Genomic DNA, 14,959 nt, shown 5'->3' with positions numbered 1-14,959 from the left:
AGACGTCTTCCCCGCGGGCCCGCGGGGGTATGGCGGGGGTCGGCTCGGCGGACGCCGGCGGGGCGTCAGGGAGACGGGCCGAGGCAGGCGGGGGTACGGCAGGGTGCGCCGACGCGTAGGGCACCGCGGGCTCGGCCGGGGCCGACGGGGTCTGCGGGAGACGAACCGAGGCCGAGGGCGGGGGCATTGGGGCGGTCGACGCCTCGCGTTCCGCGCGAGGACGCGGCGGCGCGGAGGCCGACTCGGTCGACGCCAGTGGGGCCTCGGGGAGGCAGGCCGGGGCGGGCGCCGCGTCGCCTTTCGCGCGGGCGGGCGGAGGTACGGCGGGGTGCGGCGGCGCGGAGGTAGGCGTCGGCGGGGACTCCGGGAGACGGGCTGAGGCTGAAGGGGGTGCCGGGGTGGGTGACGCCTCGCCTTCCGCGTAGGTCTGCGGCGGGACCGCTGGGCGCGGCGGCGCGGTGGCCGGTTCGGTTGACGCCGGCGGGGACTCCGGAAGGCGGCCCGGAGCGGGCGGCGCCTCGCCCTCCGCGTGGGTCTGCGGCGGGACCGTTGGGCGTGGGGGCGCCGCCGTCGGCGGCGCCGGGGGCTCCGGGAGGCGGGGGAAGGTCGGGGTGGGGGATGGGTCGCGTTGGGTTCGGGCCTGTTCGAAGGGGGCCAGTAGGGCCTGGATGCGGGCCGTTCGGCCCGCCGCGTCATCCGCGGATGCCGGGCGCGGGGCGTCGAGGACCCAGTCCCGGTCGACGGGCGGCCGGACGTCGGGGAAGCGGGCGGAGGGTACCGGGGGCGGCTCGGCGCTTTCGGCGGCCGGGGGCAGCTCGGTGCTTTCGGCGGCCGGGGGCGCGGCGGGGTCCGGCGGGCCCGCGGGACGGGGAGGCGCGGCAGGACGTGGGGGGATGGGGCTGCGAGCCGCCTCCGTGCTCATGCTCCCCCGTTTCCTCGCGCTCGGCCGGCCGGAGCGCGAGGCCGGCGAGGCTTGGTGCACGCCGCTCCGTCAGACTCCGTGCGCGTCACTCTACGGGCTGACGCCGGGCCCACGGGAACCCAGTCCGGGCCCCCGGGCGTTCTGCCCGGATCATCCCCCTACCCTCCGGTAATCGTGTCTGGCAGGCTTCGGCCATGACAGCCCACCCGTCCCCCGGCCCCCGTCCCTCGACGCCGCGCGACGCACCGCGGACCGCAGCAGACCGGGCCCGTTACGACCGGGCCACCGCGCACCTCGACGCCCCCGTGGCCATCGTCGATCTGGACGCCTTCGACGCCAACGCGGACGACCTCGTGCGCCGCGCCGCGGGCAAGCCGATCCGTGTCGCGAGCAAGTCCGTGCGCTGCCGCGCCCTGCTCGAACGGGTGCTGGCCCGCGACGGGTTCGCCGGGATCATGTCGTTCACGCTCGCCGAGTCGCTGTGGCTCGCCGAGTCCGGCTTCGGCGACGTGCTGCTCGCCTACCCCTCGGCGGACCGCGCCGGTTTCGCGCGGCTCACCGCCGACCCGAAGCTCGCGGCCGCGGTGACCGTGATGGTCGACGACCCGGCGCAGCTGCGGCTGATCGACGAGGCGCGGGACGGCGGGAATGAGGAGGTGCGGGTCTGCCTGGAGTTGGACACCGCGTACCGGGTGCTCGGCGGCCGGGTGCGCGTCGGCGCGCTCCGCTCCCCGCTGCACTCCCCCGTGCAGGTCGCCGCGCTGGCCCGGGCGATCGTGCGGCGGCCCGGCTTCCGGCTGGTGGGCGTGATGGCGTACGAGGGTCATGTCGCGGGCGTGGGCGACGCCGTGGAGGGGCACCCGGCGCGCTCGCGGGCGATCCGGATGATGCAGACCGCGGCCCGCAGGGAACTGGCCGCGCGCCGCGGGCAGACCATCGCGGCCGTCCGCGAGGTCGCGCCGGACCTGGAGTTCGTGAACGGCGGCGGGACCGGCAGCGTGCAGCACACCGCGGCCGAGCGCGCGGTCACCGAGATCGCCGCGGGGTCGGGGCTGTTCGTGCCGCGGCTCTTCGACAACTACACGTCGTTCAGCGGCCGTCCGGCCGCGCTGTTCGCGCAGCCCGTGGTGCGCCGCCCCGGCGCGGGCACCGTGACGGTGCTCGGCGGCGGCTATCCGGCGTCGGGGGTCGCGGGCCCCGACCGCTCGCCGGTGCCGTATCTGCCCGAGGGGCTGCGCTACGACCCGCAGGAGGGCGCGGGCGAGGTGCAGACGCCGTTGCACGGGCCGGCCGCGGACGACCTGTCGATCGGCGACAAGGTGTGGTTCCGGCACGCCAAGGCCGGGGAGCTGTGCGAGCGGTTCGCGACGCTGCAGCTGGTCGAGGGCGAGACGGTGACGGCGAGCGTGCCCACGTATCGGGGCGAGGGCCACACCTTCCTGTGACCCGCGGCTCCCCGCGTCAGGATGTCGGGCCGACGTCCTCGCCGACGCCGCCGCCCGTCGCGCTGTCGTCGACGGACCGGATCCCCTCGGTGACCTCGTCCATGACAGTGACCGGCGGCGCGCCGTCCCCGGCGCCGACGGCGAAGCGGACGATGACCGGCGACTGGGAGCCGACGCTCGACTTGAACGCGAGCGACTGGACGTATCCCCCGGCGCCCTTGGCGGTCCGCACCCGCCAGCGCACGAAGTAGCCGCTGCGGCCCGCGACGGCCACTTGGCCCTCCTTGACCTTGTCGTGGCCGGTGATGCCGCCGTAGGGCCGGTTGTCCAGCTTGTCGTGGCCGTAGGCGGCGTCCGCCGCGTCCTTGATGTCGCCCAGGGCGAGGGCCTTGGGGTCCGTCTCGTCGCTGCCGGTCACGGTGCTCGACGTGACGGTGGCCTCGCGGCAGAGCCCGGAGTCGCCGGGGCAGTCGACGATGTCCGGGGTCTGGATGGTGGCGCCGCCGCCGAGGGCGTCGTCGTTCTTCTCCCAGCCGTCGGGGACGGGGAGCGTGATGCCGTTGAGGTCGTCGACGAGGGTGTCCGGGTCGGGGTCGGAGCTGGGCGACGCCGTCTTCGATGCCGTCGCGGTGGGCGTCGGCTCGCTCTTGACGGGCGCGGTGGGCGCCGGTGCGCCGCCTGCCGGGTCGCCGTCGTCCTGGGTGAGGACGACGGCGCCCGCGACGATCGCGCCGACGAGGACGATCCCCGCGGCGGTGAGCGCGACGGCCTTGCCGCGGCCCCCACCGGAGACGGCCGGGGCCGACAAGGCCGTGGTGGCCGCGGCCGGGCCGAAGCCCTGCTGCACCCCGGGGCCGAAACCCTGCTGGTCCTGGGGCACTTGGGCGTACTCGGGGGTCCGCCGGTGCTCGGTCCAGGCGGTCCCGTCCCACCAGCGCTCGACGGAGGGCGCCGCGGGGTCCGGGTACCAGCCGGGAGGGGTCGTCATGCTCATCCCGGCACTCTAGGACGTACCGCGAAGATCAGTACACCGAGTCCCGCTGGTCGGGAACCACGGAGCCGTCCGGGCGTCGCACCGGACCCTTGTCGCCGTCGTGCTCGTTGTACGCGCTCGTCGAGCAGGGGTAGAGGTCGGGCTTCTGCTGCAGCGGCTCGATGAACATGGGGTTCACCAGCCAGCGGCCGTCCGCGTCGTCGTACGCGCGGCACATGACCTCGCTCTTGTTGCGGTTCAGCACGAGGTGCGCGCCGGTCGCGTCGCCGACGAACGTCACGTCGGTGTCCGCGTCGCCGCCGCCGAGCGCGATGCGGTGCGCCCGGTCCTGCTTGTGCCAGGCCTGCTTGCCCTTGACGCCGAAGATCTCCTGGTTGATCCAGCAGCGCTTGCCGTCGATGTACGGGATGGCCTCGCCCTTGTTGACGGGGACGTCGCCGCAGCCCTGGTTCCAGGTGGTGATGCGGCCCTTGCGGTCGAGGACGGAGCGGATCGCGACGGTGTGCTCGCGGTCGATGCCCACGCCGTCCTTGCCGCCGGCCCAGACCTCGGTCACCGGCTCCGAGCCCGCCGAGACGATGTAGACGTCGAAGCCGGCCTTCTTGAGGGTGCGGATCAGGTCGCGCTGCTGCGGGTAGTAGCGGGCGTACCCGGGGATCTCGTGGGTGCCGACGGTCTGGGTGGCGCCGATCGGGGCGGCGAGCACCTGCTTGCGGGCCTTGGCCGCGTACGACTCCAGTTCGCGGACGGTGTGCCCGGCGAAGAGCTGCGGCACCCAGGCGTACTGCGGGACGGTGTGGCGGTGGTCCCACGTGCCGGCGAACGCCGCGGCGCCGCTCATCGTCTTCCCGTCCTCGCGGACCTCGAAGATCTCGTCGGCGCAGGCGGTGTCGGTGGAGGTGGGCAGCGGCCTGCCGACGGGCACCTTGGTGCCGCACGCCTTGGTCAGCGCGCGGTCGGCGACGTCGGTCATCCACTTGCTGGTGGACTTCCAGCTCTTGGGCCGCAGGATCTTGTCGTGGTGCAGGGCCCAGGCGATGGTCGCGTCGGTGATGTCGTTCTTGACGACGGTGTTGTCCCAGTCGAAGGCGGCGACCGGGCGCTTCTCGCCGTGGCCGAGCCGCGGGTGGGAGCAGCGGCCGCGCTCGTCGATCATCTGCTGCAGATGGGCGCGGTTGTCGCCGTACCAGGACAACTTCTTCGACAGCTGCGGGCAATGCGCCGCCGCCGTACGGGAGTTCGCGGCCGTGGCGGCGGCCGCGGGGAAGGCTGCGGGCACGGCCGCCAGGGTGGCGGCCGCGGCCAGGGTCAGCGCCAAAATGTTTCTGTTACGCATGCGAGTGGACCGTACATCAGTCCTACGGCGCTGACGACGGCGTCGACGTCCCGTACACCGTGTCCCTCTGATCGGGGATCACGGAGCCGTCCGTACGGCGCACCGGAGCCTCGGTGCCGTCGCGCCGGACGTATCCGGTGCTGGCGCAGGGGTAGGGGTCGGCCTTCTTCCCCTTGGGCTCGATGAACATGGGGTTGACCAGCCAGCGACCGTCGCCGTTCTCGTAGGCGCGGCACATCAGTTCGTTCTTGTTGCGGTTCAGGGCGAGCCGCAGGCCGGTGGCGTCGCGCAGGAAGGTGACGTCGGTGTCGGAGTCGCCGGCGGCGAACACCGGGTGCCGCGCGGCGGGTTGTGCCTTCTCGGCGGCGGCGCCGCGCACGCCGTAGATCTCCTGGTTGATCCAGCAGCGCTTGCCGTCGATGTACGTGATCATCGTGTCGTCGCCGTCCCTGACGGTGCCGCAGCCCTTGAGGTGGGCGGTCTGCCGCCCGTGTGCGGTGACGTTGCGGATGCCGAGGGTGTGCCGGGCGTCGACGCCGACGGCCCGTGACCAGACCTCGGCGACGGGCTCGGGCGACGCGGAGACGATGTGGACGTCGAAGCCGGCCTTCTTCAGGGTGCGGATCAAGTCGCGCTGCTGGTCGTAGTAGCGGACCCAGCCGGTGACCCGCTCGGTGCCGACGCGCTGCTCCGCGCCGACGGGGGCGGCGAGGTTCTCCTTGCGGGCGGCGGCCGCGAACTCCTTCACCCGGTCGGTGGACCAGCCGCGGGTGAGCTGGGCGAGCCAGGCGTACTGCGGCTCCATGCGGCGGTGGTCGAAGCCGGCGAAGGCGGCCTTGCCCGTGGTCGTGGCGCCCTCGCCGTAGACGGAGAGGATCTCGTCGGCGCAGGCGGTGTTCCGGTGCGTGGGCAGGGTGGCGCCGGTCGCCGGGCACGCCGCCGTGAGGGCCCTGGCGGCCGGGTCGGTCAGGTAGCGGCTGGTGGTGTGCCAGTCGCCGCGCTCGGGGGTGCGTATCTTGCCGTTGCGCAGCAGCCAGTACATGGTGGCGTCGCCGATGTCGTTCCTGATGACGGTGTTGTCCCAGTCGAAGACGGCGACAGGGCGGGCGCCGCGGCCGTCACCGCAGCGGCCGTAACGGTCCACCATGCGCTGGATTCTGGCCTTGTTGTCGCCGTACCAGCCGTCGGAGACGGTGAGCGTGGGGCACTTCGCGGCCCTCGGCCGGTGGTGCTGCGTTGCTTCGGCGGTGGCCTGGACGCCGAGGAGGCCCGCCCCGGCGACGGCGAGCACGGCGGCTGCGGCGGTGCAGCGGCGCTTGAGGTTCATGTACACACTCCCGTGTCTACGCAGGTCAGCCGGGCGTCGTGCGACGCCCGGCTGACGGGGTGGTGGCTGGAGGGTGAACTACCGGAACTACATGGGCGTGACGTACGCGCCGGAGATGCCGCCGTCGACGAGGAAGTCGGTGGCGTTCACGAACGAGGAGTCGTCGCTGGCGAGGAACGCCACCGCGGCGGCGAGCTCGTCGGTCTCGGCGAACCGGCCCACGGGGATGTGCACGAGGCGGCGCGCGGCCCGCTCGGGGTCCTTGGCGAACAGCTCCTGCAGCAGCGGGGTGTTGACCGGTCCCGGGCAGAGCGCGTTGACGCGGATGCCCTCGCGGGCGAACTGCACGCCGAGCTCGCGGGACATGGCGAGGACGCCGCCCTTGGACGCGGTGTAGGAGATCTGCGAGGTCGCCGCGCCCATCCGGGCCACGAACGACGCGGTGTTGATGATCGAGCCCTTGCCCTGGCGCCGCATGTAGGGGATCGCGGCCTTGCAGCACAGGTACACGGAGGTGAGGTTGACCTCCTGGACGCGCTTCCACGCCTCCAGGCCGGTGTCCAGGATGGAGTCGTCGTCGGGCGGCGAGATGCCCGCGTTGTTGAAGGCGACGTCGACGGAGCCGTAGGTGTCGTACGCCGTCTTGAAGAGCGCCTCGACCTGCTCGGCGTCGGTGACGTCGACCTGCACGAAGGTGCCGCCGACCTCCTCGGCGGCGGCCTTGCCCGCGACGGCGTCGATGTCGCCGCAGACGACGTGCGCGCCCTCGGAGGCGAGGCGGCGCGCGGCGGCGAGGCCGATGCCGCTGCCGGCGCCGGTGATGACGGCGGTGCGGCCGACGAGGCGGCGGCAGATGTTCTCGGACGTGTCCGGCATGGGTCAGGCCTCCGTGCTGATGAAGACGTTCTTGGTTTCCGTGAATGCGGCGAGCGCGTCCGGGCCGAGTTCGCGGCCGAGTCCGGACTGCTTGTAGCCCCCGAAGGGGGCCCAATAGCGCACGCTGGAGTGCGAGTTGACGGACAGGTTGCCCGCGGCCACCGCCCCGGAGACGCGCAGGGCGCGCCCCACGTCCCGGGTCCAGATGGATCCCGACAGGCCGTACTCGGTCGCGTTGGCGAGGCGGATCGCCTCGGCCTCGTCGTCGAAGGGCAGGACGACGGCGACCGGCCCGAAGACCTCCTCGCTCGCCACCGGCGACGTCGGGGCGGCGTCGGTGAGGAGGGTCGGCGGGAACCAGAAGCCCGGCCCCTCGGGCGCCGTCCCGTGGATTCCGGCGCCCGGCATGACGTACGAACGCACACGCTCCAGCTGTGACTTGGAGATGAGCGGGCCCATCTGGGTCTTCTCGTCGGACGGGTCGCCGACGACGACCGACTCGATCGCGGGCGCCACGATCTCCAGGAAGCGGTCGTAGACGGAGCGCTGCACCAGGACGCGGGTGCGGGCGCAGCAGTCCTGCCCGGAGTTGTCGAGGTACGACATGGGGGTGGCCAGGGCGGCGGCCTCCACGTCGGCGTCGGCGAAGACGATGTTCGGGCTCTTGCCGCCGAGTTCGAGGGTGAGGCGCTTCACGCGGTCGGCGCACTTGGCCATGATCTGCTTGCCGACGCGGGTGGAGCCGGTGAACACGATCTTGGCGACGCCGGGGTGCTCGACCAGCGCGGCGCCCGCCACGTCGCCGGCGCCGGGCAGGACCTGGAAGAGGCCCTCGGGGAGCCCCGCGGCCAGGGCGAGTTCGGCGAGGCGGAGCGCGGTGAGCGGGGTCGTCTCCGCGGGCTTGAGGATGACCGCGTTGCCGGCCGCGAGGGCGGGGGCGGTGCCCCAGGCGGCGATCGGCATCGGGAAGTTCCAGGGGGCGATGACGCCGACGACGCCGAGGGGTTCGAGGATCGTCACGTTCAGCCCGCCGGGGACCGGGATCTGCCGGCCGTTGAGACGCTCCACTCCCCCGGCGGCGAAGTCGAGGAGGTCGCGGACGTTGCCGGCCTCCCAGCGGGCGTTGCCGATGACGTGTCCGGCTTCGCGGACCTCCAACTGGGCCAGTTCTTCGAGGTGTTCGTCGACCTGGGCGGCGAAGCGGCGCAGCAGGCGGGCGCGGTCGGCGGGGGCGGCCGCGGCCCACTTGGTCTGTGCGGCGGCCGCGCGGGTGACGGCGGCGTCGACGTCCTGGGCGGTGGCGGCGGGGACGGTCGCGATGACCTCTTCGGTCGCCGGGTTCAATACCTCTAGCAAGGGTGCCTCACATGCGTTCGAAGGAGCGGCGGAGCTCCCAGTCGGTCACCGCGGAGTCGAAGGCGTCCAGCTCGACCCGCGCCATGTTGCGGTAGTGCGCGACCACCTCGTCGCCGAAGGCGGCTTGGGCGATGGGGCTGTGCTCCCAGAGCTCGGCGGCCTCACGCAGGGTGGTGGGGACGTGGGCGTAGTCGCCGCTGTAGGCGTTGCCCGTGCACTCCTCGGGCAGTTCGAGCTTCTGCTCTATGCCGTGCAGGCCCGCGGCCACGAGGCCGGCGACCGCGAGGTGCGGGTTGACGTCGCCGCCGGGCAGCCGGTTCTCGAAACGGAGCGAGCGGCCGTGGCCGACGACCCGGAGCGCGCAGGTGCGGTTGTCGTACCCCCAGGCGGCGGCGGTCGGCGCGAAGGATCCTGGCCGGAACCGCTTGTAGGAGTTGATGTGGGGCGCGTACAGGAGGGAGAAGTCGCGCAGCGCCGCGAGCTGGCCGGCGAGGAAGTGCCGCATGAGGGGCGACATGCCCGGGTCGTCGGCGGAGCCCGCCATGACGTTGGTGCCGTCGGCGTCCTGGAGCGAGAGGTGGATGTGGCAGGAGTTGCCCTCGCGCTCGTTGAACTTGGCCATGAAGGTGAGCGAGACGCCCTCCTGGGCCGCGATCTCCTTGGCGCCGGTCTTGTAGATGGCGTGCTGGTCGCAGGTGACGAGGGCCTCGTCGTACTTGAACACGATCTCGTGCTGGCCCGGGTTGCACTCGCCCTTGGCCGACTCGACGACGAGGCCTGCGGCCGCCATGTCGTTGCGGATGCGGCGCAGCAGCGGCTCGATGCGGCCGGTGCCGAGGACGGAGTAGTCGATGTTGTACTGGTTCGCCGGGGTGAGGTCCTTGTATCCGGCGTCCCAGGCCTGTTCGTAGGTGTCCTTGAAGACGATGAACTCCAGCTCCGTGCCGACGTGCGCGGTGAGGCCGAGCTCGGCGAGGCGCTCCAGCTGGCGGCGGAGGATCTGGCGGGGCGCGGCGACCACGGGCGAGGAGTCGCTCCAGGCGAGGTCCGCGATGAGCATCGCGGTTCCCTCGTTCCATGGGACCCGGCGCAGGGTGGCCAGGTCCGGGTGCATGGCGAAGTCGCCGTAGCCGCGGTCCCAGGAGGACATCGCGTACCCGTCGACGGTGTTCATCTCCGGGTCGACGGCGAGCAGGTAGTTGCAGCCCTCCGTGCCGTGTTCGAGGACCTCGTCGAGGAAGAAGCGGGCGGCGAACCGCTTGCCCTGGAGCCGCCCTTGCATGTCGGGGAAGGCCAGGACGACAGTGTCGATCTCGCCGCTCGCGACGAGGGTTTCGAGCTCCTCGACGGCGAGCGGGGGTGTGCGGTCTGCCACGGGAAAAGCCTCCTTGGGTCAGCCGGGAGCCATAAGGTATTGCGGAGAACCTTTGCTTGGGAAGGGGGTACGGGCATGTCGCACACGGAAGAGGGCACCACGGGTGACGCCGCGTCCGCTCAGGAGGACGACCGGCTGACGCCGGTCCTGCGTCCGGTGCGGGCGGGCAACGGCTTCGAGGAGGCCCTGGAGCAGATCCTCCAGGTCGTCCGCCTCGGCCTGGTGCCCGGCGGCGGGCGCCTGCCGTCGGAGCGTGAGCTCGCCGACCGCCTCGGCATCAGCCGGGTCACGCTGCGCGAGGTCCTGAAGGTGCTGCAGGACCAGGGCCTGGTCGAGTCGCGGCGCGGGCGGTACGGCGGGACGTTCGTCCGTGCGCGGCCCGAGGCGGCCGGCGAGGACGAGCTGCGCCGGCGCATCAAGGACGTCGACGTCGAGGACGCGCTGCGCTTCCGCGAGGTCCTGGAGGTCGGCGCGGCGGGGCTGTGCGCGGCACACGGCCTGACCGGCGAGCAGGCGGACCGGCTGCGCGCGGCGCTCGACCGCACGCACGACGCGCCGCTCGCGGAGTACCGCCGCCTGGACACCCTGCTGCACCTCACGCTCGCCGAGCTGTGCGGGTCGCCGACGCTCACCGCGCAGTACGCCGCGGTCCGCGCGACCGTCAACGACCTCCTCGACTGCATCCCGCTCCTGGTGCGCAACCTGGAGCACTCGCAGCGCCAGCACACCGCGCTGGTGGAGGCGGTGCTCGACGGGGACGCGGACGGCGCGCGGGAGATGATGCGCGAGCACTGCGCGGGGACGGCGGCGCTGCTGCGGGGCTTCCTGACGTGAGGGGCTGTTAACCGGCGGGTAACGCACGGGGCTTGATTTATTCCGCCCGGCACGGCAAAGGTATGGATCCGTTCCATTGAGTCGCCCCGCAGCAAGCCCTCAGTGCCGCCGCATAGGAGCCGTGCCATGACCGTGGAGTCCACCGAACCGAGTGCCACCGAGCCAGGTTCCGCCGAACCGGCGGACGACTATCTGGAGCGCCGCACGCTCCGCCGGGGCAGCGCGGGCTGGCTGCTGCTCACCGGTCTCGGCGTCGCCTATGTGGTGTCGGGCGACTACTCGGGCTGGAACTTCGGCCTCGCGGAGGGCGGCTTCGGCGGGCTCGCGATCGCCATGGGGCTCATGGGCGTGATGTACGCGTGCATGGTCTTCTCGCTGGCCGAGCTCTCGTCCGTGCTGCCCACGGCGGGCGGCGGCTACGGCTTCGCGCGCCGGGCGCTCGGACCGTGGGGCGGCTTCCTCACCGGCACGGCGATCCTCATCGAGTACATCCTCGCCCCGGCCGCCATCTCCATCTTCATCGGCGACTACGTGGAGTCGCTCGGCCTCTTCGGCCTCACCTCGGGCTGGCCGGTCTATCTGGCCTGCTTCGCCGTCTTCATCGGCATCCACCTCTGGGGCGTGGGCGAGGCGCTGCGCTTCAGCTTCGTGGTGACCGGTGTCGCGGTGGCGGCGCTGCTCGTCTTCGCGGTCGGCGCCTTCCTGGACCTCGACGCGTCGAAGCTCAACGACATCCCCGTGGAGGCGGACGCGTTCGGCGCCAACTCATGGCTGCCGATGGGCCTGTTGGGCATCTGGGCGGCGTTCCCCTTCGGCATGTGGTTCTTCCTCGGCGTGGAAGGCGTACCGCTGGCCGCCGAGGAGACCAAGGACCCGGCGCGCACGCTGCCGCGCGCCATCCGCTGGTCGATGGCGATCCTGGTGGGCCTCGCGCTGCTCACCTTCTTCGCCTCGTCGGGCGCGCGCGGCGCGAACGCGCTGCAGGACGCGGGCAACCCGCTCGTCGAGGCACTGCAGCCGGACGGCGATGCGACGGGGCTGAGCCGCGTCATCAACTACGCGGGCCTGGCGGGCCTGGTGGCCTCCTTCTTCTCCCTCATCTACGCGGGCTCGCGCCAGCTCTTCGCGCTCTCCCGGGCCGGCTATCTGCCGCGCTTCCTCTCCCTCACCAGCAGCCGCAAGGCGCCCTACCTGGGCCTGCTCGTGCCGGGCGCGATCGGCTTCGGCCTGGCGGCGGCGACCGGGGACGGCGCGCGCATGCTGAACGTCGCGGTGTTCGGCGCGACCATCTCGTACGCCCTGATGTCGCTCTCGCACATCGTGCTGCGCCGCCGCGAGCCGGGCCTCGAACGGCCCTACCGTACGCCCGGCGGCGTCCTGACCTCCTCCGTCGCGCTGGTCCTCGCCTGCGCGGCGCTGGTCGCGACGTTCCTGGTGGACGTGATGGCGGCGCTCATCGCGCTCGCGGTGTACGTGGTCGCCATCGCCTACTTCGGAATGTACAGCCGCAAGCACCTGGTGGCGCGCGCACCGGAGGAGGAGTTCGCGGCGCTGGCCGCCGCCGAGGCAGAGTTGGAACGCGACTGATCACACCGGCGGATCATCGCGGACGGATCACCACAGTGAGGAAGAACGGAGCACGGTGAGGGAGAACGCAAGGGGCGCCAGGCCGCTGATCGGCGTCAGCACCTATCTGGAGCCCGAGGTGAGCTGGGGCGCGTGGCGGCTGCCCGCGGCCCTGCTGCCCGCCGGATACCCGCGCCTCGTCCAGGCGGCGGGCGGCCTCGCGGCGATGGTGCCGCCGGACGACCCAGGGCGTGCGGCGGCCGTCGTCGCCCGGCTTGACGGTGTGGTCATCGCCGGCGGCCCGGACGTCGAGCCCGCGCGGTACGGAGCACGGCCCGAAGAACGTACGGGCCCGCCCGCACGGGAGCGGGATGCCTGGGAACTCGCCCTGATCGAGGCCGCGTTGACATCCGGCACGCCCCTGCTCGGCATCTGCCGGGGCATGCAACTGCTCAACGTGGCGCTCGGCGGGACGCTGATCCAGCACCTGGACGGGCACCGGGAACAGGTGGGCGTCTTCGGCACCCACACGGTGAAGCCGGTCCCCGGCACGCTGTACGAGTCGATCGTGCCGGACGCGTCCACGGACGTGCCCACCTATCACCACCAGGCGGTGGACCGCGTCGGCCGGGACCTCGTGGTGTCCGCGTACGCGGAGGACGGCACACCTGAGGCCCTCGAACTCCCCTCCCCCGCCTGGGCGTTGGGGGTGCAGTGGCACCCGGAGATGGGCGAGGACACACGCGTCATGGCAGCGCTGGTCCGAGCCGCGTCCTGAGCCAGCCCAGAGCAGCCGCCCCCTGCGCCGCCTGAAAGGTGCGCAGGGTGGGCAGCCCCGGCGGGTCGGGCAGCAGGGAGTGGTGCAGGAAGTAGCCGGCGAGGGCCGCGAGCGTCGCCGTCACGCCCTTCGGGTCCGCGTCCCGGCCCACCCGATGGGCGGTGAACACGCCCTCCGGGTCGGGGCCGCCCTGGGCCCATACGCACGGCAGCATGAGGAGCAGGTCGAACCAGGGCGCGGCGCGCGTGGCGTGCGGCCAGTCGACGAAGACGACGCGGTCGCCGTCGGTGGTGAGCAGCATGTTGTCGGCGCGCAGGTCGCCGTGGGCGAGCGTGTCCCCGGTCGCGTACTCGGCCCAGGGGGCGGCGAGTTCGGCGAGGGCGTGGAGGTGGCGCCGGGCCCAGGGGTCGAGGCGAGGGCCGCCGTCCGGGGTGCTGCGGCCCGTCTCCCTCCCGGCCTCCGCCGCGATCAGCTGCTCCCACCCCCGGAAGTCGTCCGCCTTCGAGTCGACCACGGAAGGGGCGCCGAGGGGCGCGGGCGTCAGGGCGCGTCCAAGAGCGTCGACCGCGTCCAGTACGAGCCCGAACTCCTGCGAGCGCCAAGGAACGTGGGGCTGTCGCCCCTCGACGTCCTCGAAGGCCAGGGCGACCCAGGTCCCGTCGTCGTACGAGGCGAGGAGCCTCGGCGCGGGCACGGAGGCCGGCAGGGCCGCGGAGTGACGGGCCTCGGCGCGGTGCATGTCCGGGCTGCCGGGGTTGGCGTCGGCGCTGACGGCCTTGACGAACGCCCGCCGGCCGTCGGCGAGCCGGACCCGCGCGGCGACACCCGGCGAGAAGCCGCCGCGCTGCGTCGTGGCGCCCACGACGGGCGCGCCGAGGGCGGCGGCCAGCTCTTCCCGTACGTGCGCGGGGAGCTGCTCCCAGGGGGTGCGGACGCCGGTGGCCGGGGGCGCGGTGGGGATCATGCTCCTCATGGTGAGAGACGACCTCGGTCACCCGCCACGCATTTACGCGCGGGGCCAGCGCCGGGGGCACCACCGGGAGGCACTGCCGACCCTTCCGTGACCGCGGTGAGGTCACGCCCCGACCCCTGCACGCGGGCCGAGCCGGCGGACCGACCGCCTCACGTCCGGCGCGTCAGCGCGAGCAGGTCCCGTCCCGGTCCCGCGGGGCGGTGGCCCGTCGGCCAGACCGCCCGCAGCTCCCTGCGCAGCCGTACGTCCGCCAGCGGGATCTCCACCAGACGCCGGGCCGCCAGTTCCTCGCCCACCGCGAGTTCGCTCAGGACCGAGGGGCCCGCCCCGCTGACCGCCGAGGCCTTCACCGCCGTCGTGGACGACAGCTCGATCAGAGGGCGCGCGAGCGCGCCGAGTGCCGCTTCGAGGACCTGCCGGGTGCCCGAGCCCTCCTCGCGCAGGATCAGCGGCGTCGCCGCCAACTCCGCGGCGGCCAGCGGCTTCCTGCGCCGCGCCCAGGGGTGCCCCGGCGCCGCCACGACGACGAGCCGGTCGTGCGCGACGACCACCTCGTCGAGCCCGGCCGGCACGGTGAGCCCCTCGACGAAGCCGAGGTCCGCCTCGCCGGCGAGCAGCCGGGCCGCGACCGCCGCGGAGTTGCCGGCCAGCAGCGACACGGCCGTGTCCGGCCGCTGCGTCCGCAGGGCGATCAGCCAGCCGGGCAGCAGATATTCGGCGATCGTCATGCTCGCCGCGACCCGCAGCCGCGAGTCCCGCCGGTCGCGCAGCGCCTGCGCCCCCGCGTCGAAGGCCTCCGCCGCCTCGACGATCCGGCCCGCCCAGTCGGTGACCAGGGCGCCCGCCGCGGTGAGGCGCGAGCCGCGGGGCGAGCGGTCCACGAGCGCGACGCCGAGCTGCCGCTCCATCGCGCGGACCCGGCTGCTCGCCGCGGGCTGGGTGATGCCGAGCTCGCGCGCCGCCCGCCCCAGACTCCCGAGCCGAGCCACGGCAAGCAGCAGCTGCAGCGCGCCGAGGTCGGGGACGCGGTGCGAGAGCGACGCCTCCGTGGCGCTCGGATAGGCGTAGGGCGCAGGGGACGCGGGAGATACCGGGGACGCAGGGGGCTCGGGGGGCTCAGCGGACACGTGGGGCGAACTCATAAAACCAGCTTATGCCCCCATAGAAGTGCACTCTC

General features: G+C 73.3%; 12 protein-coding genes. 4 read left to right on the top strand and 8 right to left on the bottom strand.

Annotation, left to right across the window (positions count from 1 at the left end; translation table 11 throughout):
• The first annotated feature begins 1,116 nt into the window (after positions 1–1,116).
• The gene (locus ACZ6CV_RS33905) at positions 1,117–2,367 is read left to right on the top strand and encodes an amino acid deaminase/aldolase (RefSeq protein WP_469255300.1); all 1,251 of its coding nucleotides are present in this window, start codon (positions 1,117–1,119) and stop codon (positions 2,365–2,367) included.
• Positions 2,368–2,383: 16 nt separating this feature from the next.
• On the opposite strand, the gene ACZ6CV_RS33900 is transcribed toward ACZ6CV_RS33905, so the two are convergent.
• The 6 genes from ACZ6CV_RS33900 to ACZ6CV_RS33875 all read right to left on the bottom strand — a co-directional run bounded on the left by ACZ6CV_RS33900 (position 2,384) and on the right by ACZ6CV_RS33875 (position 9,631).
• Positions 2,384–3,361, bottom strand: a complete 978-nt coding sequence (locus ACZ6CV_RS33900; protein WP_469255298.1) for a DUF2510 domain-containing protein — start codon at positions 3,359–3,361, stop codon at positions 2,384–2,386.
• Between the two features lie 28 nt (positions 3,362–3,389).
• Positions 3,390–4,697, bottom strand: a complete 1,308-nt coding sequence (locus tag ACZ6CV_RS33895; RefSeq protein ID WP_469255296.1) for an HAD family hydrolase — start codon at positions 4,695–4,697, stop codon at positions 3,390–3,392.
• Between the two features lie 22 nt (positions 4,698–4,719).
• Complete coding sequence (locus tag ACZ6CV_RS33890; protein ID WP_469255294.1) at positions 4,720–6,024, bottom strand: haloacid dehalogenase-like hydrolase; 1,305 nt, start codon at positions 6,022–6,024, stop codon at positions 4,720–4,722.
• A gap of 87 nt (positions 6,025–6,111) precedes the next feature.
• Complete coding sequence (locus ACZ6CV_RS33885) at positions 6,112–6,900, bottom strand: 3-oxoacyl-ACP reductase (RefSeq protein WP_469255292.1); 789 nt, start codon at positions 6,898–6,900, stop codon at positions 6,112–6,114.
• A 3-nt stretch (positions 6,901–6,903) separates the two neighbouring features.
• Complete coding sequence (locus ACZ6CV_RS33880) at positions 6,904–8,256, bottom strand: aldehyde dehydrogenase family protein (protein ID WP_469255290.1); 1,353 nt, start codon at positions 8,254–8,256, stop codon at positions 6,904–6,906.
• Positions 8,257–8,263: 7 nt separating this feature from the next.
• Entirely contained in the window at positions 8,264–9,631 is a 1,368-nt protein-coding gene (locus ACZ6CV_RS33875) for a glutamine synthetase family protein (protein WP_469255288.1), read from the bottom strand.
• Positions 9,632–9,706: 75 nt separating this feature from the next.
• On the opposite strand from ACZ6CV_RS33875, the gene ACZ6CV_RS33870 reads away from it, so the two are divergent.
• The 3 genes from ACZ6CV_RS33870 to ACZ6CV_RS33860 all read left to right on the top strand — a co-directional run bounded on the left by ACZ6CV_RS33870 (position 9,707) and on the right by ACZ6CV_RS33860 (position 12,809).
• Complete coding sequence (locus ACZ6CV_RS33870; RefSeq protein WP_469255286.1) at positions 9,707–10,465, top strand: FadR/GntR family transcriptional regulator; 759 nt, start codon at positions 9,707–9,709, stop codon at positions 10,463–10,465.
• A 126-nt stretch (positions 10,466–10,591) separates the two neighbouring features.
• Entirely contained in the window at positions 10,592–12,052 is a 1,461-nt protein-coding gene (eat, locus tag ACZ6CV_RS33865; RefSeq protein WP_469255283.1) for an ethanolamine permease, read from the top strand.
• 55 nt (positions 12,053–12,107) lie between these two features.
• Positions 12,108–12,809, top strand: a complete 702-nt coding sequence (locus tag ACZ6CV_RS33860) for a gamma-glutamyl-gamma-aminobutyrate hydrolase family protein (protein WP_469255281.1) — start codon at positions 12,108–12,110, stop codon at positions 12,807–12,809.
• On the opposite strand, the gene ACZ6CV_RS33855 is transcribed toward ACZ6CV_RS33860, so the two are convergent.
• Together ACZ6CV_RS33855 and ACZ6CV_RS33850 are read right to left on the bottom strand one after the other, a co-directional pair.
• Positions 12,778–13,773, bottom strand: a complete 996-nt coding sequence (locus ACZ6CV_RS33855; protein ID WP_469255280.1) for a phosphotransferase family protein — start codon at positions 13,771–13,773, stop codon at positions 12,778–12,780. The genes ACZ6CV_RS33860 and ACZ6CV_RS33855 overlap by 32 nt on opposite strands.
• Before the next feature lie 158 nt (positions 13,774–13,931).
• A complete protein-coding gene (locus tag ACZ6CV_RS33850) occupies positions 13,932–14,924 on the bottom strand; it encodes a LysR family transcriptional regulator (protein WP_469255278.1) in 993 nt (330 codons plus the stop codon).
• Positions 14,925–14,959 lie beyond the last annotated feature (35 nt).

Source organism: Streptomyces sp. NPDC041713 (genome assembly GCF_055591085.1).
Note: the sequence above shows the minus strand (reverse complement) of the source record. Positions and strands in the feature narration are given on the sequence as shown.

Coding starts and splice junctions, on each gene's coding strand:
- ACZ6CV_RS33905 (WP_469255300.1), top strand. CDS start 1,117: ATGACAGCCCACCCGTCCCCCGGCCCCCGTCCCTCGACGCCGCGCGAC.
- ACZ6CV_RS33900 (WP_469255298.1), bottom strand. CDS start 3,361: ATGAGCATGACGACCCCTCCCGGCTGGTACCCGGACCCCGCGGCGCCC.
- ACZ6CV_RS33895 (WP_469255296.1), bottom strand. CDS start 4,697: ATGCGTAACAGAAACATTTTGGCGCTGACCCTGGCCGCGGCCGCCACC.
- ACZ6CV_RS33890 (WP_469255294.1), bottom strand. CDS start 6,024: ATGAACCTCAAGCGCCGCTGCACCGCCGCAGCCGCCGTGCTCGCCGTC.
- ACZ6CV_RS33885 (WP_469255292.1), bottom strand. CDS start 6,900: ATGCCGGACACGTCCGAGAACATCTGCCGCCGCCTCGTCGGCCGCACC.
- ACZ6CV_RS33870 (WP_469255286.1), top strand. CDS start 9,707: ATGTCGCACACGGAAGAGGGCACCACGGGTGACGCCGCGTCCGCTCAG.
- eat (WP_469255283.1), top strand. CDS start 10,592: ATGACCGTGGAGTCCACCGAACCGAGTGCCACCGAGCCAGGTTCCGCC.
- ACZ6CV_RS33855 (WP_469255280.1), bottom strand. CDS start 13,773: ATGATCCCCACCGCGCCCCCGGCCACCGGCGTCCGCACCCCCTGGGAG.
- ACZ6CV_RS33850 (WP_469255278.1), bottom strand. CDS start 14,924: ATGAGTTCGCCCCACGTGTCCGCTGAGCCCCCCGAGCCCCCTGCGTCC.